Source organism: Paenarthrobacter sp. TE4293, from assembly GCF_050435325.1.
Lineage (GTDB): Bacteria > Actinomycetota > Actinomycetes > Actinomycetales > Micrococcaceae > Arthrobacter > Arthrobacter nitroguajacolicus_C.
Genome location: NZ_JBNJRY010000009.1, coordinates 179,610 through 200,202 on the forward strand (window position 1 = coordinate 179,610; position 20,593 = coordinate 200,202).

General features: G+C 64.2%; 16 protein-coding genes. 4 read left to right on the plus strand and 12 right to left on the minus strand.

Going from position 1 to position 20,593, the window contains the following annotated elements; genetic code table 11:
- Positions 1–43: 43 nt before the first annotated feature.
- Positions 44–1,384, minus strand: coding sequence for a bifunctional o-acetylhomoserine/o-acetylserine sulfhydrylase (locus QF015_RS18235; protein WP_310201409.1), 1,341 nt, complete (start codon positions 1,382–1,384; stop codon positions 44–46).
- Positions 1,385–1,583: 199 nt separating this feature from the next.
- Between QF015_RS18235 and QF015_RS18240 the strand changes: the two genes are divergently transcribed.
- Positions 1,584–2,222, plus strand: a complete 639-nt coding sequence (locus QF015_RS18240; RefSeq protein WP_089594306.1) for a VOC family protein — start codon at positions 1,584–1,586, stop codon at positions 2,220–2,222.
- A 161-nt stretch (positions 2,223–2,383) separates the two neighbouring features.
- Here the strand turns inward: QF015_RS18240 and QF015_RS18245 are convergent, their stop codons facing one another.
- Complete coding sequence (locus QF015_RS18245) at positions 2,384–3,157, minus strand: CPBP family intramembrane glutamic endopeptidase (protein WP_429390357.1); 774 nt, start codon at positions 3,155–3,157, stop codon at positions 2,384–2,386.
- A gap of 23 nt (positions 3,158–3,180) precedes the next feature.
- Between QF015_RS18245 and QF015_RS18250 the strand changes: the two genes are divergently transcribed.
- Positions 3,181–3,861: a histidine phosphatase family protein gene (locus tag QF015_RS18250; RefSeq protein WP_429390358.1), complete on the plus strand. Its 681-nt coding sequence runs from the start codon at positions 3,181–3,183 to the stop codon at positions 3,859–3,861.
- 75 nt (positions 3,862–3,936) lie between these two features.
- Here the strand turns inward: QF015_RS18250 and QF015_RS18255 are convergent, their stop codons facing one another.
- Genes QF015_RS18255 through QF015_RS18275 form a run of 5 tightly spaced genes read right to left on the minus strand, consistent with a single transcriptional unit; the run spans position 3,937 to position 8,415 of the window.
- Positions 3,937–4,728, minus strand: a complete 792-nt coding sequence (locus QF015_RS18255) for a DeoR/GlpR family DNA-binding transcription regulator (RefSeq protein ID WP_310201416.1) — start codon at positions 4,726–4,728, stop codon at positions 3,937–3,939.
- A gap of 23 nt (positions 4,729–4,751) precedes the next feature.
- Positions 4,752–5,606 (minus strand): class II fructose-bisphosphate aldolase, encoded by an 855-nt coding sequence (locus tag QF015_RS18260; RefSeq protein WP_310201417.1) that lies wholly within the window; start codon positions 5,604–5,606, stop codon positions 4,752–4,754.
- Positions 5,588–6,556, minus strand: coding sequence for a 1-phosphofructokinase family hexose kinase (locus QF015_RS18265; protein ID WP_429390359.1), 969 nt, complete (start codon positions 6,554–6,556; stop codon positions 5,588–5,590). The genes QF015_RS18260 and QF015_RS18265 overlap by 19 nt, the downstream gene beginning before the upstream one ends.
- The gene (locus QF015_RS18270; protein WP_429390360.1) at positions 6,553–7,488 is read right to left on the minus strand and encodes an ROK family protein; all 936 of its coding nucleotides are present in this window, start codon (positions 7,486–7,488) and stop codon (positions 6,553–6,555) included. Before QF015_RS18270 ends, QF015_RS18265 begins: the two co-directional genes overlap by 4 nt.
- A 9-nt stretch (positions 7,489–7,497) precedes the next feature.
- Positions 7,498–8,415, minus strand: a complete 918-nt coding sequence (locus QF015_RS18275; protein WP_310201424.1) for an SIS domain-containing protein — start codon at positions 8,413–8,415, stop codon at positions 7,498–7,500.
- A gap of 274 nt (positions 8,416–8,689) precedes the next feature.
- Between QF015_RS18275 and QF015_RS18280 the strand changes: the two genes are divergently transcribed.
- Positions 8,690–13,078, plus strand: coding sequence for an endo-alpha-N-acetylgalactosaminidase family protein (locus tag QF015_RS18280; protein ID WP_429390361.1), 4,389 nt, complete (start codon positions 8,690–8,692; stop codon positions 13,076–13,078).
- A 67-nt stretch (positions 13,079–13,145) separates the two neighbouring features.
- Here the strand turns inward: QF015_RS18280 and hutI are convergent, their stop codons facing one another.
- The 4 genes from hutI to tdh all read right to left on the minus strand — a co-directional run bounded on the left by hutI (position 13,146) and on the right by tdh (position 18,315).
- The gene (gene hutI / locus QF015_RS18285) at positions 13,146–14,396 is read right to left on the minus strand and encodes an imidazolonepropionase (protein WP_429390362.1); all 1,251 of its coding nucleotides are present in this window, start codon (positions 14,394–14,396) and stop codon (positions 13,146–13,148) included.
- An 11-nt stretch (positions 14,397–14,407) separates the two neighbouring features.
- Positions 14,408–15,505 carry an NAD(P)/FAD-dependent oxidoreductase gene (locus tag QF015_RS18290; protein ID WP_429390363.1) on the minus strand — a complete coding sequence of 366 codons (1,098 nt, stop codon included), beginning with the start codon at positions 15,503–15,505 and terminating at the stop codon, positions 14,408–14,410.
- Between the two features lie 517 nt (positions 15,506–16,022).
- Positions 16,023–17,216 (minus strand): glycine C-acetyltransferase, encoded by a 1,194-nt coding sequence (locus QF015_RS18295; protein WP_310201432.1) that lies wholly within the window; start codon positions 17,214–17,216, stop codon positions 16,023–16,025.
- A gap of 52 nt (positions 17,217–17,268) precedes the next feature.
- Positions 17,269–18,315 (minus strand): L-threonine 3-dehydrogenase, encoded by a 1,047-nt coding sequence (gene tdh / locus QF015_RS18300; RefSeq protein ID WP_310201434.1) that lies wholly within the window; start codon positions 18,313–18,315, stop codon positions 17,269–17,271.
- Between the two features lie 108 nt (positions 18,316–18,423).
- Here tdh and QF015_RS18305 point away from each other — a divergent pair, with 108 nt between their 5' ends.
- Positions 18,424–19,353, plus strand: coding sequence for a LysR family transcriptional regulator (locus QF015_RS18305; protein ID WP_310201436.1), 930 nt, complete (start codon positions 18,424–18,426; stop codon positions 19,351–19,353).
- Between the two features lie 34 nt (positions 19,354–19,387).
- Here the strand turns inward: QF015_RS18305 and QF015_RS18310 are convergent, their stop codons facing one another.
- Entirely contained in the window at positions 19,388–20,581 is a 1,194-nt protein-coding gene (locus QF015_RS18310) for a Gfo/Idh/MocA family protein (RefSeq protein ID WP_310201437.1), read from the minus strand.
- Between the last annotated feature and the right edge of the window lie 12 nt (positions 20,582–20,593).

Consider the following 20,593-nt stretch of genomic DNA (forward strand, 5'->3'; position numbering starts at 1 on the left):
TAAAGGCGTCGGGCGCGGTCGCGCCGTGTCTTCCAGGGGCGGCTCAGGCGCCCTTGGCTGCCCGGAATCCGGCCTCGAGGTCGGCAATGATGTCATCCACGTGCTCGATACCCACGGACAACCGCACCAGCCCCGGATTGACGCCCGCAGCCACCTGCTGCTCGACCGTCAGCTGGCTGTGCGTGGTGGAGGCCGGGTGGATCACCAGCGAGCGGACATCTCCAATGTTGGCCACGTGGGAGTGCAGTTCCAACCCATCCACAAAGCGCTTGCCCGCCTCGACGCCGCCCTTGATGTTGAACGCGACGATGGCGCCCGTTCCACGGGGACCGTACTTCCGGCCACGGTCGTACCAAGGGCTGGACGGCAGGCCCGCATAGGCGACCGACTCGACGTCGTCGTGGGTTTCAAGCCATTCGGCAACCTTGGTGGCGTTGGACACGTGGCGCTCCACGCGCAGGCTCAGTGTCTCCAGGCCCTGGGCGATCAGAAAGGCATTGAACGGGGAAACGGCGGAGCCAAGGTCGCGAAGAAGCTGGACCCGCGCCTTCAGGATGTAGGAGAGGTTGGCGCCAAGGGCACCATCCTTGCCCAGGTCGCGGGCGTATACGAGTCCGTTGTAGCTCGGATCCGGGGTGTTGAATCCCGGGAAGCGTTCCGGGTCCTGGCCGAAGTCGAAATTGCCGGAGTCCACGATGACCCCGGCGATGGCTGAACCGTGGCCGCCCAGGTACTTCGTGGCCGAGTGGACCACGATATCGGCGCCCCACTCGATGGGACGGATGAGGTAGGGCGTGGACAGTGTGTTGTCGACGATGAGCGGCACGCCGGCCTCATGCGCGACACGGGCGATGCCTTCAATGTCCAGGACGTCCTGGCGCGGGTTGGAAACAACCTCGCCGAAGAACAGCTTGGTGTTCGGTTGGACGGCGTCACGCCACTGGTCCAGGCTGTCCGGGTCCTCCACGAACGTGACCGAGATTCCGAATTTCTTCAGGGTATGGGCCAGCAGGTTGTACGTACCGCCATACAAGCTGGGGCTGGCCACGATGTGGTCCCCGGCCTCCGCAATGTTCAGGATGGCGAAGGTTTCCGCAGCCTGGCCCGAGCTGAGCAGAAGAGCACCCAAGCCGCCCTCGAGGCTCGCGATCCGCTGTTCCACGGCATCCTGCGTGGGGTTGCCGATCCGGGTGTAAATGGGTGCGAGCTCGGCCAGCGCAAAACGATTGGCTGCACTCTCGGCGCTGGGGAACACAAAGGACGTGGTCTGGTAGATCGGCAGCGACCGGGCGCCCGTAGCCGAGTCGGGCTCCTGGCCTGCGTGGATCTGGCGGGTTTCGAAAGACCATCCTTGGGACATGGAGTTCTCCTGTTCGTGGCGCATGGGTTCGGCGGAAGTGCTGCGGGTGAGCTGTGGCCAGTCTAGGAAGTGTCCGGAGCCTAAGACAGCTTTGTGACGCCGGTGGAATCTTTCGGTCTTTTCGCGTCCCTGCGTGACGCCACACGCAAAGGTTTATGCACATCCCACCTTAGTTAGGCTTGACTTAGCTGAGACCCCGATCACAAAGTGCCAAGATGAAGCCATGCGCATGGATCACGTCTCTTACGCCTGTGAACGAGATGGCCTCTTGGCCACTACCGAACGAATTTCCGCGGCATTGGGAGTGGACGCTGTCCGGGGCGGAGTGCACCCGCGCTTCGGCACCCGGAACATGATCATTCCCTTGGCGGATAACAAGTATTTGGAAGTCGTGGAGGTCCTGGACCACCCCGCTTCCGACAAAGCACCCTTTGGTCAGGCAGTCCGTGCCCGCTCGGCTGCCGGTGGTGGCTGGATGGGCTGGTGCGTCGCCGTTGATGACCTGGCTCCATTCGAAGACCGCCTTGGCCGCTCCGCTGTTCCGGGCAACCGCAAGTTCCCTGACGGCCGCGAACTGGTGTGGCAGCAGATCGGCATCCTGGGCTTGATTGCCGATCCCCAGGTCCCGTACCTGCTCAAGTGGGAGGGCGACCCCTCACTGCACCCGTCCAGGATCTACGAAAGCGACGTCAAGATGTCCAGCCTCACCATTGCGGGCTCGGCAGAACGCGTCACCGAATGGCTGGGCGAACCGGTGGAAAAGCCGCTGGAGGATGTTGCAGTCCAGTGGATGGCACCGCACGGTACCCCGGGCATCATGTCAGTAACCTTCGAAACCGCCTCCGGGGCCGTCACCATCTGACCGCTCCTTCATCCGGGCCAGCCCCGGCGCCGGTCAACCATGTCCGGAAAAGCTTCGGCCGCCATCAGCGGGTGCCAATGACGTCACCCACCGATGGCGGCCGGATATGTTTAACGCACGGTATGGGCTTGCCAAGCAGCCACTATTGCCGGCTGGTGGAGTCAGCCCAGGCCTACCGCCTTGCCAAACAGGCTGAAGCCAACAAACGCCACGATGTCCAGCAAGGCGTGGGCAATCACCAAGGGCATCACCCGCTTGGTTTTGGTATAGATCCAGGCGAACACCAGTCCCATGACCACGTTGCCGATGAACGGCCCGAAGCCTTGGTAGAGGTGGTAGCTTCCCCGCAGGACGGCGCTGACCACGATGGCCACCGGCATGCTCCACCCAAACTTTCCGAAGCGGTCCAGGAGATATCCCACCACGATCACTTCTTCCACGATCGCGTGCCGGATGGCCGAGAGGATGAGCACCGGCACGGTCCACCAGTAGGCGTCCAGGCCGCTGGGCACAATCGCCGTGGTGATTCCGAGAGCCCGCCCGGCGGCGTAAAGTCCCAACGAAGGGATCCCAATGGCAGCCGCGAGTCCCACGCCCTGAAGAAGGTCCTTGCCGGGGCGGGCAAAGTTGAAGCCGAGCCGGGCAAACGCCGAGCCGCCCTCGTCGTTGCGGTTTGCCTGTAGGTACGTGGACAGGAAGTAGAAGACCAAGGCCACCGGCACCAACGCGAAAATGATGTCCAGCAGTTGGTAGGTAAGGTCAAAGTACTCGCGGGTGCTTTGGGATCTGTTGAGGGTTGAGGTCGCGTCGGCCAACGGAGCCCGCGTCATCTTGTCCAGCAGTTGAACCACGGAGTACACGGCCGACTGGCCCAGGGAAAGGCCCAGCACAATCAGTACTTCGGCGCGCAGCCGTCGGCGGGAAGCAAGGAACATGTACCCACCCTATGCTTGGTGGGATGGGTGCCCCAGCAAGAATCTTCATGATCCGGCACGGCCAGTCCGCCGCCAATGCCGACACGTCCATTTACAACCGCGTACCGGACTACCGGATTCCACTGACGGAGGCCGGCATCGAGCAAGCCCGTGTGGCCGGTGAGGACCTGCGCCGGACGCTCGACGGGCAACAAGTCTGCGTCTATGTGTCACCGTATTTGCGGGCGTACCAAACCTTGGAAGCGCTGAACCTTGGCCCCTTGGTCGAGCGCGTCATTGAGGAACCAAGGCTTCGGGAGCAGGACTGGGCAAACTTCCAGATCGCCGGGGAGATCGAAGACCAGAAGGAGCTGCGTAACCTGTACGGCCATTTCTTCTACCGGTTTCGCGAAGGTGAGTCCGGCTCCGATGTGTACGACCGCGTGTCGTCCTTCATGGAAACGCTGTACCGCCACTGGCAGAAGCCCACGTACGCGCCGAACGCTCTCCTGGTCACTCACGGGTTGACCATGCGGCTGTTCTGCATGCGTTGGTTCCATTGGACCGTCGAGTACTTTGAATCGCTCAACAACCCGGAGAACGCCGAGTTGCGCACCTTGATCAGGAACGACGACGGCCAGTACAGCCTCGATTTACCGTTCAGCCAGTGGGTGCCCAGGGATGTTGACGATTCGGTGCTGCACGCGCCGAGGGTGCAGTTCTAGCCTGGATGGAATTGCGGCCGACAGCCGGGCGGCTGCCCGGTAACGCTGGCTGGTGACGCTGGCCGGCCGCCGCGGCTAGCTGGCGGGCGCGACGATGACTTCGGTGCCCTTGGCTTCGAAGGCTGCCTTGTCCTCGGCGCTGATTCCGGCATCGGTGATGAGGTGCCGGAAGTCGTAGCCGGCCATGGCGGCAAAAGAGCGTCGCCCGACCTTGGAGGAGTCGGCCACAACGTAGGACTCCGTGGCGCGGCGTGCCATGACGGTATTGACCATCGCTTCGCCCTCGTCGGTAATGGTGGGGCCGAGGTCGGGGTCCACGCCGTTGACCCCGATGAACGCAATGTCCAGGGCCACTTTCTGCATGATCACATCTGTGTACGGGCCCACGAGCTCGTAGGAGCGCGGGTTCAGGATGCCTCCTGTGACCATGATCTTGATGTTGGGCCGGACCGCCAGTTGCGAGGCGATATTGATGGCGTTGGTCACGACGGTCAGGGTGGGCCTGTTGGACGGCGCGTTGAGGTCCTCGCGGGTGGAAAGCAGCTGGGCCAGCGCCGTGTTGGTGGTACCTCCACTGAGACCGATCACTGCCCCCGGACGGATCAGCGCGGAGGCGGCCTGGGCGATGTCCTGCTTGGCCTCGGCGTGGTCGTCGCGGTTGTAGCGGCCCGGAAGGTCGTAGGCCACTGATCCCGTCGTCGCGCCTCCCCTGGTGCGGCTGAGCAAACGCTGTTTGGCGAGGCTGTCCAGGTCCCGGCGCGCCGTGGCCGGTGACACGCCCAGACGCGTCACGATGTCCTCGACTTCCACATGGCCGGACTCGGCCAGGAGATCGAGGATGGCGGTCAGCCGATCGGTGCGGGTCATGACGAGCCTTTCGCGGGTTCCTGCTATTTCGCTTTGGCGAACAGCGTCAGCATACGTGCGGACTCCAGCACAAGGGCGTCACGGCCGGCCTTGATGTACTTCCGGGAATCCACCACTGCAGGGTTGGCATCGAGGTACTCACGGACGGCGCGGGTAAAGAACCCGTTCAAATGTGTGGATACGTTGATTTTAGTCATACCTGCGCCGATAGCGGCTACGAGCATCTCGTCTGTGACGCCTGAGGAGCCGTGGAGGACCAGCGGTTTTCCCACCGCGGACTTCAGGCGGGTGATCAGGTGCAGGTCCAAGGCAGCGCTTCGTTCCGTCATGGCGTGGGAGGAACCGACGGCCACGGCGAGCGCGTCCACTCCGGTAGCCTCGACGAAATCCCGGGCCTCGGCGGGGTCGGTCCGGACGCCCGGCGCATGGGCACCGTCCTTGCCTCCGACCTTGCCGAGCTCGGCCTCCACGTACACGCCGCGCTGGTGGGCGTACGCTGCCACACGCTGGGTGACTTCGACGTTCCATTCGTAGGGCAGGTGTGCACCGTCGTACATGACCGAGCCGAATCCGAGGTCCACTGCGGCGAGGGCCAGGTCTTCGGACTCAGCATGGTCCAAGTGCAGTGCGACCGGGACAGCGGCCGAGCGGGCGATCGCGAGCGCGGCTGACGCGACGGGCTCCAGCCCGCCGTGGTACTTGGCGCAGTTCTCGGAGATCTGCAGGATCAACGGAACACCTGCGGCTTCGGCTCCGGCCACCAAGCCCTCGGCTGTTTCAAGGTGGATGATGTTGAACGCGCCCTGGCCTGTGCCGGAGGCTGCGGCCCTGTCCATGAGTTCCCGCGTGTTGACCAGGGTCACCGGGTCTCCTTCCATGTCACGATCAGTTGGTCTTGAAGTTCCTGGTACCGCGGCGAGATTTCACCGGCGGCGGGCATGAGCACTGCCGCTGCTGACCAGGCGGTGGCCCGGCGCAGTATTTCGCGCGGTTCGGTGATGCCTTCGGCGAGTGCGACGGCGGCAGCCGCCACACCGGCGTCGCCCGCCCCGGTGGGGTTGCCGCTCAGGGCCTCGGGCAGTCGCGCGTTCCAGTAGCCACCGGGGGCTGCGTGGTCGAAGGCGAGCATGCCGTCAGCGCCTGCGCTGACGAGGACCGTGCGGGCGCCCATGGCAATCAGGGACAGGGCTGCTGCTTCGATGCTGGACTCGCCGGTCGCTTCGGCAAGCTCGTGGTGGTTTGGCTTGAGCACGTCGGCACCGGCTTTGGCTGCGGCGATGATCCCGGGACCGGAGGTGTCGATGATCGCAGGGATGCCGGCGTCGTGGGCCAACCGCACCAGTTCGGGGTAGAAATCCTTGGGGGCGTCCGGCGGCAGGCTGCCTGAACCGACCAGGACGGAGGCCGGCAGGTTGCGGTTGCCGCTCACGGCTTCGACGACGGCGGACCGCAGCGAGCGCCAATCATCCGGAAGGAGGGCCTGGCCCTCCTCATTGAAGATGGACGTTTCTCCGGCCACCGTATCCACCAGTGCGATGCTGCGGCGCGTCTCGGCGGCGACTCCCACCAGGGTGTGGGGCACTCCGCTGGTCCAGAGTTCAGCTGCGAGGGTCTGTCCGGCGGCCCCGCCCGTGGGAGCGATGGCCAGGACCGGGTATCCGAGCTGATGCGTGACACGGGCGACGTTGATGCCTTTGCCACCTGCTCGGCTCAAAGGCGTGGGGACGCGGTGGCTGGCGCCTTCGGTGATCCCCTGCACCGTGTAGGTCATGTCGATGGCTGGGTTGGCGGTCACGGTGATGATGCGGTTCACGTTGGCTCGCTTCATTGTCCGACTCCCAGGAGCGCGCGTGCGTTCAGGGCGGCACCGAGCAAGCCGGCGTCCTGCCCCAGCTCGGCCCTGATCAGCCGTGGACGCCGCTGGAAATCGAGGATCTGATCGACCTTGGCCCGAAGGGGCTCCAGCAGCTCGTCACCTGCTTCAGCCAGGCCGCCGCCGATCACCACCGCTTCGGTTCCGATGATGTTGACGCACTGGCAGATGGTGAAGGCGAGGGCATCCACGGCATCGGCCCAGATGCGGGCCGCCACCTCATCGCCTTCGCCGGCCCTGAGCAGGACGCCGCGGGCACCGTTCACCCTGTTGCCCGACGCACGGTAATAGCGCTTGGCAATGGCACCCGCCGAACCGACAGCTTCGAGGATGGTGGCGCCCGTGGCACCGGGGCCGGCGTCAGGGTCCGGGACCTGGGCATGGCCGAGTTCACCGGCGAACCCTCCAGCGGTAACAGCCTTGCCACCGGAGAAAACGGCGGCGGCGATGCCGGTTCCCACGACCATCACCACAACGTCGTTGAACTCCTTGGAACCACCAAAACTGTGTTCCACCGCTGCTGCGGAACGAACATCGTGATCGAAGGCCACCGGGATCCCCAGCCGCTTTTCGGCTTCTGCGGTGAACGGGAAGTCACGCCATCCCAGATTGGCCGAGTAGACGCCGATTCCGGCCGCGGAGTCCACGATGCCGGGAACGATGATGCCGGCTGCCCGGGCCGGTGAACCCGGGAATTCGGTAGCCAGCTCTGCGGCCAGCTCAGCGACCCGGTCCAGCACTGCCTCGCCCGGTCGCACAGAATCCAGCGGCGTGGGAACGCGGCGCATGCCAAGGACGGCCCCCCGGGCATCGACCAACCCGGCTTTGATGTCCGTCCCGCCCACGTCGAAGGAGAGAACAGGTGATTCCGCGGCTCCGAGAACCATGTCCGGTACCTAGGCGGAGGCGTCGAGAATGACGGAGCGCGTCAGGTTGCGGGGCAGGTCCGGATTCAGTCCACGGACACGGGCGCGTTCCAGAGTCACTTTGTGCACCCGGGCGAGTTCTGCCAGTGGGTGTTTGTCCGTGTGGATATAGAGGGCACCGGTGACTGCCATGTCCTGGTCCAGGCCCTCAGGCTGTGCCCCGAACAACCAGGTGACCCGGCCCGGGGCTGCGATCGAAATGGGTCCATGGCGGTACTCCATGGCGGGGTAGGACTCGGTCCAGCCTTGGACGGCCTCACGCATTTTCAGGCCGGCCTCATGGGCAAGCCCGACCGTCCAGCCGGTGCCAAGGAAGGTGAACTGCTCTGCGTCCAACAGTTCCTGTGAAACCGGAGCACTGACCGCGTCGCGGGCATCCTCGATGGCCTGCGCCACGTCAATGCCAAGGCTGGTCAACAAGTAGACCAACGCCGTGGTGGCGAAACGGGTTTGCACCACGGAGCGCTCATCCGCATAGGGAAGCCCGATCACGGCATCAGCCAGCGGGACGATGGGTGAGGAAACATCACCAATGATCGCCACCGTGGGAACAATCCCCTGAAGTCCGGCCAGGATCTCAAGTACCTCTGTGGTGGTGCCTGAGCGCGTAATGGCCACAACGGCGTCGTATTTCCGACCGGCGCTGTTGCTGTTAAGGAAGGCTTCGGAAGCGGCGAAGGCATCGGTGACGCCCTTCCCTGCCGACTCCCGGGCTGCGGCGTAACTTTGGGCCATGAACCAGGACGTCCCGCAGCCGATCACGGCGATGCGCGTGCCGTCAGCCGGGAGCAACTTCTCAGCGCGGGCCTGTTCGACGGCGCGCTGCCAGACTTCCGGCTGGGAAACCAGTTCTTCGTCCATAAAGGCGCCCAGTGTGTTCTCGCTCATTGTGTGTTCCGCTCCCGCTCAGCTAATGACGTTTTCTGATCTATAGAAACACTAAACGATCATTTTCGATCTCACAAGGATCATTCGAGTGGGAGGACTGCTCATTATCCGCGCGCGAAGCGAACGCTCACCAAGAGCGGGAAAGCGTGTGCTGACGTGTGCTTTTAAGTTAACTGCCTGTTAACTCTTGTCAACTTCTGTCTCATGCAGCAACCTTAGACAGGTCCGCAAGAACATGATCGTTACCCGCTCGGAAAAATCAAGAAGGAGCATCATGCCCGGCTTGTCATCCCCCAGACGTCTCGCAGCGCTGAGTTTGGCCTGCGTCGTCGCCTCATCCTCACTCGGACTGTTGGCAATTCAACCCGCCTCCGCAGCCCCATCCACCCAACCGGCAGACATCGTCAGTGCCGCCGACACTGCCTCCATCACCTCCGGCGACCTCCGCGTCGACGTCGCCACGACGTTTCCCCAAGTCCTCAGCTACACCCACGCCGCTACGAAGGCACGCCTCGACGGCACCGTGGCGCGGCTAAGCACCATCACCCTCAACGGCACGGAGTACAGCGTCACCGGAACGTCCACCGGCTCCGGCAACGACGCACGGGACTACGTCCTCACAGTTCCGGACTTCGGAAACACCGTGATCACAGCCCGGATGTCAGTCAAGAAGAACGTGGTGTCGTTCAACGTCACCGGGATCAAGGATTCTGCCGACCATCAGGTCAAGACCCTGCAACTCCCCCGGCTGAACCTGGTCACAGTGGGCTCCACCCAGCCCGGAGCGCAGGTATCCACCGCCAACCTTTCCGTAGACCGGAGCGTGACCGGCGACGAGTTCACACCCATCACCGCTACCACTCCCTTGGACTCCACTGCCAAGAGCTCCGCCTACGCCTTGGCCAACACCGCGTCCCTGGGCGCGGCAGTTGAGACCAACGCCCTGTATGACACATCTTCCGGACCCGGAGCCAAAGACCGGGGCCGGTTCTGGCGCCAGGCGGTCAGCGACGGCGCCGGCGGGGTTTCCATGGGAGTTGCCAGCGGCCAATGGCTCTTCCGCGCAGAGGGCTCTGCCACCACCGAGGAACTTCCCTGGACGCGCGTCGCCATCACCCCCGATGCCAATGCCGATGGGACCGTGGATTGGCAGGATGCCGCGATCGCCATGAGGTCCATCCAGGTCAACGCCAACAAGGGTGACCAGACCCCGGACAACGTGATCACCCACATTCCGTTCAACTTCGCCTCCCAGGCGACCCATCCGTTCCTGCGCACCTTGGATGACGTCAAACGTATTGCGCTGGCCACCGACGGGCTGGGGCAGGTGGCCATGCTCAAGGGCTACACCAGCGAGGGCCACGACTCCGCGAACACGGACTACGGCAACAACTTCAACAGCCGCGCGGGCGGGCTCGAAGACCTTAACACCCTGGTCAAGGAAGGCAAGGACTGGAATGCCAGCTTCGGCGTCCATATCAATGCCACGGAGATCTACCCCGAGGCCAAATCCTTCAGCGAGGACCTGCTGCGGGCGGACAAGGGCCTGGGATGGAACTGGCTGGACCAGTCGTACTACATCAACCAGCGCGAAGACATCAACTCCGGCAAGCTCGCCGCACGCATCAAGCAGCTCAGGGAAGCTACGGACAAGAACCTGGACTTCGTGTACGTGGACGTGTACTACGAGTTCGGGTGGCTGGCCGAGCGCCTGCAGCAGGAACTCGTCAAGAACGGCTTCCGGGTGGGCTCAGAATGGGCGGACCACCTGTCCCGGAACAATACCTGGTCGCACTGGGCCAACGATGAAAAGTACGGCGGCTCCACCAACAAGGGAGTAAATTCCCAGATCCTGCGCTTCATCAACAACACCCAGTCAGACGTCTGGAACCCCGATCCCAAGCTCGGCGTCAGCCACATCGTGGAGTTCGAAGGCTGGACCGGCCAGAACGACTTCAATGCCTTCAGCGAGAACGTCTGGACAGCCAACGTGCCGGCCAAGTTCCTGCAGCACCACCAGATCACCAAGTGGACGGCAGACCGCATCGACCTGGCCGACGGCGTGGCCGTCACCGGAAACACCGCCGAGGAACGCAATATCACCGTGGGCGGAACCTCAGTGCTGCAGGGCGGAACCTACTTGCTGCCCTGGTCATCCAAGGAAAACGGCAAGGCTGACAAGCTCTACCACTACAACCCGGCCGGGGGCGCCAGCACCTGGACGCTCACCAAGGAGTTCGCCAAGGCCGGCACGCTTGAACTGTTCAAGCTGACGGACAACGGCCGCGTCAAAGTCGCCAATGTGCCCGTGGTCAATGGCCAGGTGACGGTCACAGCCGATGCGAAACAGCCCTACATCCTTGCTCCCAAAAACACCAAGGCAGACCTACCCGGCAAGGCCGGCTTCGGCGAAGGCACAGCCTTCAACGATCCCGGGTTCAACGGTACCGACCTCGCCCCGTGGAACCCCACGGGCAACGTCACCCAGGTGCGCGACGACAAAGGCCGCCGCTTCGCCGCGTTGGGGGCAGCGCCGTCGTCGATCAGCCAGGAAGTGAAACTGGACGCCGGAACCCAATCCGTCAGTGCTTGGGTTGAAATCCAGCCCGGCAAGACCCGGCCCACTACGCTCTCGGTGGACATCAACGGCAAGAGCGAAAGCGTCACCATCGATTCGTCGAACGCCGAAAACTACGTGGCCGGCGACGAGAAGCACGGCACATCCTTCCAACGCCTCCGCGTGCTGGTGGACGTGCCACAGGACAACACGAAGGCCACTGTTTCCGTCACAGCGGCCGACGGCGATGCACCAGTCCGCGTCGATGACTTCCGGGCGGTGAAGACCACCCGGATTGCCACCACTGGCGTGCTCAGTGAAAACTTCGAAAACGTCGACCAGGGTTGGGGACCGTTCGTCAAGGGCAATGCCGGCGGCTCCACTGACCCGCGGACGCACATCACCGAACGCAATGAACCCTTCACCCAGAAGGGATGGGACGCCAACGTGATCGACGAAGTGCTGGACGGTACATGGTCGCTGATCGCCCACGATGAAAACCGCGCCCCCGACAGCGGACCGGGCATGGTCTACCGCACCACGGAGGCCACCGTCCCCTTCCAGGCAGGGCACAAGTACAAGGTGTCGTTCGACTACCAGAACTCCAAAGCCGGACAGTATTCCTGGGTCTCCGGCTACGACTCGCAGGCAGGTCCGGCCGTCACGGGCAGCCAGGCAATCGATGCGAAAACCTCCACCTCCCGCTTCGAGCAGATCCTCGACACCGGCTTCTGCGGAGACTCCTTTGTGGGGCTGCAGCGCACGGGCAGCTCGAATGGTTCGGACTTCACCATGGACAACTTCCTGGTCGAAGACCTCGGGGCCTCGGAGGCTGTCCCGGCCTGCGCGCAGCTCTCGGCAACGCTCAAGGGCGATGTGGTCCAGCAGGGCAAGGCGCAGGATTTTGTCACCACGTTCGTTTCCGATGAGCCCGCCGCCATCAGCAGTCTCGCCGTTGCGCTCGATATGCCTGAAGGCTGGACGGCAATCCCTTCCACCCCTGCAACAGCTCCGACCCTGGCCGCAGGCGGCACGTTGACCACCACGTGGAAGATCACCGCACCTGCATCCGCTGAGGGGGATTACCCCATCAAGGCAACGGCCAGATACACCACCACGACCGAGCCGGCAGGTGGCCGCACCATCGCCACCACCACCACCGTACGAACACTGCCCAAACCGCCGCAGGCCACCGTCTTCGCCAGCGACCACCCCTGGGTCAGCGCCACCAACGGCTGGGGTCCCGTCGAGAAGGACCAGTCCAATGGCGGGACCGGGGCAGGCGACGGCACGCCCCTCACCCTCAACGGAACTGTCTACGCCAAGGGCCTCGGTGCCCACGCGAACGGAACCATCCGTTACTACCTTGGCGGCTACTGCACAGCCTTTACCGCGACCGTGGGGATCGATGATGCCCAACCGACACGTGGCAGCGTGAAGTTCTCCGTGGTAGCTGACGGCACCGCCAAGGTGACCACCCCTGTCCTGGGCGCTGCCAGCGCTCCCCTGCCCCTCACCGTCGACGTCACCGGAGCCCAGTACGTCGAGCTGGTAGCCAACGACGCCGGCGACTCCAACGGCAATGACCACGCGGACTGGGCTGACGCAAAGTTCACGTGTTCATCCACCCCACAGGAGCCTCCCGCACCCGTCCTGACGGGCACGGTCTTCGCCTCCGATCTGCCGTGGATCGGCAGCACCAATGGTTGGGGACCCGCGGAACGGGACCGGGCCAACGGTGAGCAGAACGCCGGTGACGGGCCCGCGTTGCGGCTGGACGGCGTCGTGTATTCCAAGGGCATCGGCGTCCACGCCGACTCGAAGATCAGCATTGCCACCGAGGCCAAGTGCAGCAGGTTCACTGCGGTGGCAGGAGTCGACGATGCAAAACTGAACAAGGGCCTGCACGGTTCGGTGGTGTTCATTGTGAAGGGCGATGGGCGCGAGTTGCTGCGGACTCCCGTTCTCAGCGCAGACTCGGCCGCACTCCCCCTCACTGTGGACATCACAGGTGTCCGGAACGTCGAGCTCATCGCCGACAAGAACGGCGACGACGCCGGCGATGACTGGGGCGACTGGGCCGACGCGAAGTTCAGCTGCGCATAAGTCCGTTTCGCCCGCGGCAAAGAGAGGCGGTGTTCCTTCCGGAACACCGCCTCTCTTTCGTGTTTTCCTAGACGGCCCGCACGCCTGCCCGCCACACCGAATGCGTGAGCGGGATCCCCGGACGGTAAGCCAGGTGCGTGGCCGACGGCGCCTTCAGCAGGTGCAGGTCCGCACGATGTCCGACGGCGAGCGAACCCACCGCCCGTTCGCCGTCGACGTCGTTCCCGGACTCCCGGCCCAACGCCAAGGCGCCGCCGTAGGTCGCCGCCCGGACGGCTTCGTGGACACTGAGGTGCATTTGAAGCACCGCTGTGGTGACGCAGAACGCCATGGAGCTGGTGTAGGAGGTCCCCGGATTGCAGTTGGCCGCCAGCGCGATCTGCACACCGGCGTCGATCAGTTCGCGGCCGGGAGCCAAGGGCTGGCGGGTGGACAGATCGCATGCGGGAAGGCAGGTTGCGACGGTGCCCCTGGTACCCGTCCCGGTCGCGGGATCCCAGCCGGCCCACGTGGCCGCGAGCGCCTGGATGTCCTTGTCCGAAAGATAGTTGACGTGGTCGACGCTCGCTGCCGCGAACTCCACGGCCAGGGCAACACCGGGTCCCTCCCCGAGCTGGTTGCCGTGCACCCTGAGCCCCAAACCGGCGTCGCGGGCTGCGGTCAGGACGCGGCGGGACTGGTCCTCCGTGAACGCTCCCCGCTCGCAGAAGACGTCGGCCCAGCGGACGTGCGGCAGGACGGCGTCGAGCATGGGCCCGCAGACCAGGTCGGTGTACTCCTCGGGGTCTGAACCGGCCGGGACCAAGTGCGCGCCCAGGTACGTGACCTCGTCCACCTCGGCCGCCGCGATGCGGGCACTGCGGGCCTCGTTCTCAACGTCCAGGCCGTAGCCGGTCTTGCTCTCCAGATACGTCGTCCCCTGTGAGACTGCTTCGGCCACACGATCCCGCACCAGGCGGGTCAGTTCGTCGTCGCTGACGCTGCGTGTGGCGCCCGTCGTGACAGCGATCCCGCCGGCGCTGTAGCTTTCCCCGGCCATGCGGGCCTCGAACTCGGCGGTCCGGTCCCCTGCAAAGACAAGGTGCGAATGCGAATCCACCCAGCCGGGCAGGACGGCGCGGCCCTCGGCGTCGATCATGGTGTCCGCTGCAGGAACGTCCTTGGCGGAGCCGATCCAGGAAATCCGTTCGCCTTCGACGACGAGCGCTGCGTCCTTCAGGACGCGGTGCTCCAGGTCCTGGGTCATCAGCTCGCCGATGTTGGTGATTAAAGTACTGTGCGCGGTGCTGCCGCTGTTCCCGTTCGTGATTCCGCTCATGACCCTATTGTTCAGCGCCGGATGGACCAGCGAACGGCAGCAAGCTGCTCCGCTGTCCGGGATTCCGGACTGTCGGCCGCTACCGTGCCCAGGATCAGCGCGGCTGCCAGCTCTGCGATGGCGGACGAGGTCTGGAAGCCGTAGCCACCTTGACCGGCCAGCCAGAAGAAGCCGGGCGCTTCGGCGTCGAAACCCACTACGGGAATCCCGTCCGCGGCCTCGGTCCGGAGACCGGTCCAGGCCCGGTCCACGGAACGGATTCCGAGGGTTGTCACGGCATTGAGTTTGCTGATCAGGTTTTCCACATCGCCCGGGTAGGGCTTGGCGTCTTCCGCTCCACTGGGCACGGTTTCGGACGGTGAGATGAGCACTTGGTCACCCTCTGCGCGGAAATAGAACGTGTCGTCGGCCGCGCACACCATGGGCGTCTCCGGGCCCAGGGGGTTCTGCACGTTGACGATCGCCGCAGTTCGCCGGTACGGCTGTAGTCCCAGTTTTTCCACGCCGCTGATGACGGCCAGTTCATCGGCCCAGGCACCTGCTGCGTTGACCACGACGCCGGACTGGAAGCCTTCGGTGCCGGCCCCCACCTGCCAGCCGCTCCCCAACCGCTGGGCGGAGTGGACCTTGGCGCCGGTGATGATGTCCACCCCCGCAGCCTCTGCTGTGCGGCGGTGTTCGTCGAGCAAGAGCGGGGCATTGCAGCCGAAGGAACCGTTATCCAGTCCTGCGGCCGTGAATGAATCAGGGTTGAGGGCCGGGCAAAGTCGCATGGCCTCGTCGTGGGTGATGGTGTGCATGTTGCCGCTGGCCTCGGCGTTTACTGTTTCTTCGTCGCCTACCAGCATGAATCCCCTGGGGGTCAGGATGGGTTGGGCTGCCTGCGCATCCCGGGCTGCCAGCATCTCCAAGGTGCGGATGGTCAGCTCCTGGACTACTGCAGGACCGTAACTGGGAATCAGTTGCCGTGCGGACCGTGATGAAGTGTGGAAGGCCAAGGACTGCTCAGCCTCAACAAGCGCCACAGTGCACTTGCCCGCGAGAGCCGCCGCCAGCGACAGTCCGCCGATGCCGCCGCCCACGATTACCACGTCATAATTCGAAGCCATGGCTCCATCCTGTCAGACCCGGTGATCTCTCACACCCCACCCCACCCCACCACCCACAGACGCCCTCTCACCGATGACCCCCCTCAACCCGACGCCCTCTCACCTATCGCCCCCCTCAACCCGACGCTCTCTCACCTATCACCCCCCTCAACCCGACGCTCTCTCACTTGCCACAAGAAAGTGAGAGAGGGTCCACTACAAACCAACGGAAGGTGAGAGGGCGTCGGCCGAAAGCCCGCGGGAGGTGAGAGAGGGTTTGCCTAGGCGACTGCGGCGCGACTCTTGCCGAACGCCTGGACGCACACTCCTACGTCGTCGGATCTGTACCTGTCGCGCAACTAGCTGAAGACGCTCTCTCACCTAACAGCCCCTTAACCCAAACGCTCTCTCACTTTCATGAAGAAAGTGAGAGAGCGTCGACCGAAAGCCCGCGAAAGGTGAGAGAGCGTCGACCGAAAGCCCGCAAAAGGTGAGAGAGCGTCCGCCAGAAGCCCGCGGGAGGTGGGAGAGCGTCCGGCTAGGCGACTGCGGCGCGACTCTTCACGAACGCCTGAACGCACGCTTCGACGTCGTCCGTACTGTGCGCAGCGGAGAGCTGCACGCGGATCCGGGCCACGCCCTTCGGCACTACGGGGAAGCTGAAAGCGGTGACGAAGACGCCGTTGTTGAGCATTTCGTCGGCGACCTTGGCGGCGACCACGGCATCACCGAACATGACGGGGATGATGGCGTGCTCGCCGTCGAGGAGTTCAAAGCCTTCCTCGCTCATGCGGCGGCGGAAGAGAGCGGCATTCTCAAAGAGGCGGGTGCGCAGCTCACCTGATTCCTGGACCAGTTCAATCGCCTTGATGGTGGCTGCAACGATGGCCGGGGCCAGGGAGTTGGAGAACAGGTACGGGCGTGCCTTCTGCCGCAGCATGGCAACGATCTCGCCGCGGCCGGACACGTAACCACCCGAAGCGCCACCGAGGGCCTTGCCGAAGGTGCCGGTGTAGATGTCCACGCGGTCCGAAACGCCGGCGTGTTCCGGGGTGCCGGCACCGGTGGAGCCCATGAAGCCGACGGCGTGGGAGTCGTCCACCATGACCAGGGCGTCGTGCTTCTCGGCGAGGTCGCAGATGGCCTCGAGCGGTGCGAGGTAACCGTCCATGGAGAATACGCCGTCGGTGACGATGATCTTCCGGCGGGAGCCCGAAGCCTCAACCAGCTTGGCTTCAAGATCGGCCATGTCCTGGTTGGCGTAGCGGAAGCGCTTGGCTTTGCTCAGGCGGATGCCGTCGATGATGGACGCGTGGTTCAGGGAGTCCGAGATGATGGCGTCCTCGGGACCGAAGAGGGACTCGAACACACCGCCGTTGGCGTCGAAGCAGCTCGAGAACAGGATGGTGTCCTCCGTGCCAAGGAAAGCGGAGACGCGGGTCTCGAGTTCCAGGTGCAGGTCCTGGGTGCCGCAGATGAAGCGAACGGACGCCATGCCGAAACCGCGCTCGTCCATGGCGGACTTGGCGGCTGCGATGATCTCCGGGTGGTCTGCCAGGCCAAGGTAGTTGTTGGCGCAGAAGTTCAGGACCTTGTTGGCGGGTTGGCCGAGTTGGCCGGCCGCAATGTGGCTTGCCTGCGGGGAATCGATGTGGCGTTCGGTCTTGAAGAGTCCGGCGCTGCGGATCTCGTCCAGTTCGCCCTGCAGTTGGTCTTTGATGGCGGAATACATCAGGGGTGCTCCTAAGTTCTTTGGGGTCCGGATTTCGCAGTTCGGTCGGGGATTACAGTTCAGTCCAGTCGAGGACCACTTTGCCACCGGTGCCGTTGCGGGCAATGTCGAAGCCCTTTTCCCAGTCCTGCGCGGAGAGTTTGTCCGTGACGACGGCGGAGATGCTGCGGTGCAGTACGGGGTTTGACGACAGCATGGCGCTCATGGCGTACCAGGTCTCGAACATCTCGCGGCCGTAGATCCCCTTGAGCGTGAGCATGTGCGTGACCACCTTGCCCCAGTCGATGTCGATGGACTGGCTGGGAAGGCCGAGCATGGCGATGCGCCCGCCGTGGTTCATGTTGTCGATCATCTCAGGCAGTGCCGTGGGGTGTCCGGACATTTCCAGTCCGATGTCGAATCCCTCGCGCATGCCCAGTTCCTGCTGTGCCTCTCGGACGCGCATCCTGGAGACATCGACGGCGAGGTCCACGCCCATCTGCCGGGCCAGTTCCAGGCGCGGGGCGGACACATCAGTGATGGCGATCTTGCGGGCACCGGCATGGCGGGCAACGGCGATGGCCATCAGGCCGATGGGGCCGGCGCCGGTGATGAGCACATCTTCGCCGACCAGCGGGAAGCTCAGTGCGGTGTGGACTGCGTTGCCGAAGGGATCGAAAATGGCGCCGAGTTCCGGGGTGACGGATTCATCGTGGTGGACCCAGACGTTGGTCTCCGGAATGACGACGTATTCGGCGAACGCGCCATCGCGTTGCACGCCAACGGAGACGGTGTGGATGCACATCTGGCGGCGTCCTGCGCGGCAGTTGCGGCAGATTCCGCAGACGACGTGGCCTTCGCCGGAAACACGGTCCCCGACCTTGACGTCGCGTACGTCCTCGCCGATTTCCACGACTTCGCCGTAGAACTCGTGGCCGGCGATGAGGGGCGTTTCGATGATGCTTTGGGCCCAGGCGTCCCAGCTCTGGATGTGGAGGTCGGTACCGCAGATGCCGGTGGTCATCACGCGGATCTTGACGTCGCTGGGGCCGGCTTCGGGCTCGGGACGGTCGACGAGTTCGAACCCTGCGTGCGGTCCGGATTTGTAGAGAGCCTTCATGGGATTCCTCACTGGCTGGGGCTGCTTCGCTGCTGCTGAGTCCATTGAATCCCCAGCAACGATTTAGCACAACTAGATTCTTCTCAATCAACGATTTAGGATTTGCTAATGGAAATTCATCAGCTGCAAATGCTCCGGGAGCTCGGTGACCTTGGCAGCGTCAAGGCTGTGGCCGAGACACTCATGGTCACATCCTCAGCCGTTTCCCAACAGCTCGCGCTGCTGCAGAGGTCCGTCGACGTACCGCTGACGCGCAAGGAGGGCCGCGCCTTGGTGCTGACCGACGCGGGGCGCGTCCTCGCCGAGGCGGGCGCCGCCGTCGTCAATGCCATGGCCGACGCGCGGGCTGCGATCGGTGCGTATCACGACGCCCCCGACGCCCCCGTGAGCGTCAGCGCCTTCCATAGTGCCGGGCAGGCGCTGTTCGCGCCGTTGGCAGCGCTATTGGCATCCAGGACAGCGTCCGACGGCGGGAAGTCGCCTCGACTGCGTCTCTCCGATGAGGACGTGGCACAGGAGGACTTCCCGGGGTTGGCTGCGCGGTACGACCTTGTCCTGGCGCACCGCATGGACAACAGTCCGCAATGGCCTGAAGACAAGGTGGCGGTTATTCCGCTCGCCGATGAGCCGTTGGACATCGCCCTCCCTGCGGACCACCCGCTGGCAGCGCGGCGCGAAGTTGAGCCTTCCGACGTCGTGGGCGAATCCTGGGTGACCAGCCGCGATGGCTACTCCCCCGCCGACGTGTTGGCCGCCGTCGTTGCCGTCAGCGGCAGGCCGGCCGAGGTCCTGCACCGCATTAACGACTACTCCACCGTTGCGGCGCTGGTTTCCGCGGGCGGCGCGATCGGGCTGCTGCCGCGCTTTACGGCCCGTCGTGTGCTGGACGCGGGCGTGGTGCTGCGTCCCTTGTCCGGGGTGAATTCGGTGCGCAAGATCGACATCCTGGCCCGGCCGGAGACCTTGAAAAGGAAATCGGTCATGACGGTTTGCGAGTCACTTCAAACCGTCATGACCGGGCTTTCCTCCCCCGGCTAACCCAGTCGCAGGCCAGGACGGGGCCAAGACGTGGTCAGTCGCGGACCAAGGCGGGTTGGCCGGCGTCGAAGTACTCCACCAGCCCGGCAGGGAGCTCAGGTACCTCGCGTGCTGAGCCGTCCCCTCGCAGCGACTCCGCAGCGAGGATGCCTGCCACTACTGCTTGGCGGGCCGCAATGGGGCTGGTCTGGGTCACCCCGCCGGACGAGGCGAAGCGGAGGAATTCCTCGATCAGGCGCGGATCGGCGCCACCGTGGCCGCCTTCGCCGTCCTGGATGGTGATGACCTCATCCGGCACCGCATAGCCCGACGTCCGGCTGGTCCAGACATTGATGGTCTCGCCCGGCCCGTCACCGAGGTTCTCAATGCGGCCCTTGGTGCCGATGACGGTGTAGTTCCGCCAATAATCCGGGGTGAAATGGCACTGCTGGTAGGAGGCGAGCACGCCGTTGTCCAGCACCATGTTCATCATGGAAATGTCCTCGACGTCGATGACCTCCGCCAGGTCCTTCTGCTCCGTGGGCGGCCAGTTGTCCATGGAGAACCAGTCCCCCATGCGCTTGCCTTCGTTGTTGCTGCGGTTGGCGACGTTCCCATAGACGGCAAGATCGCCGACGGCGGCCACTCGCTTGGTATAGCCACCGGCAAGCCAGTGGATGACGTCGATGTCGTGGGCGCCCTTTTGCAGCAGGAGCGAGGTGACGTTGGCGCGCTGGGCGTGCCAATCCTTGAAGTAGTAGTCACCGCCGTGTCCCACGAAGTGGCGGCACCAGACTGCCTTGACCTCGCCGATCCTGCCGTCTTCGATGAGTTGGCGCATCTGTACTACAACGGGCATGTGGCGCATATTGTGGCCGACGTAGAGGCGCGTACCGGTTTCATGAGCCGTTGCCAGGATCTGGTCTGCGGCCTCCACAGTGATGTCCAGCGGCTTCTCGCAGAAGGTGGGAATGCCTGCCTTGAGCGTACGGACCGCGACGGCGGCGTGCTGGTTATCGGGGGTCAGGACCAGGACGGCGTCGATTCCGCTGGCCAGGAGCTCGTCCAGGTCCCCCGTGATGCGGGCCGACGGGATGCGCTCGGCGGCGTCCGCCCGGCCTCGATCACTGAGGTCACAGACAATGGTGACCTCAGAGCCCTGGCCCGGTTTGTGGGCGTGTTTCCATAGCCCGGACCGCAGGCCAAAACCTACGATGCCGACCTTCAAATCCTTTTCCATGGTGTGCAATTTCCTTCTGCT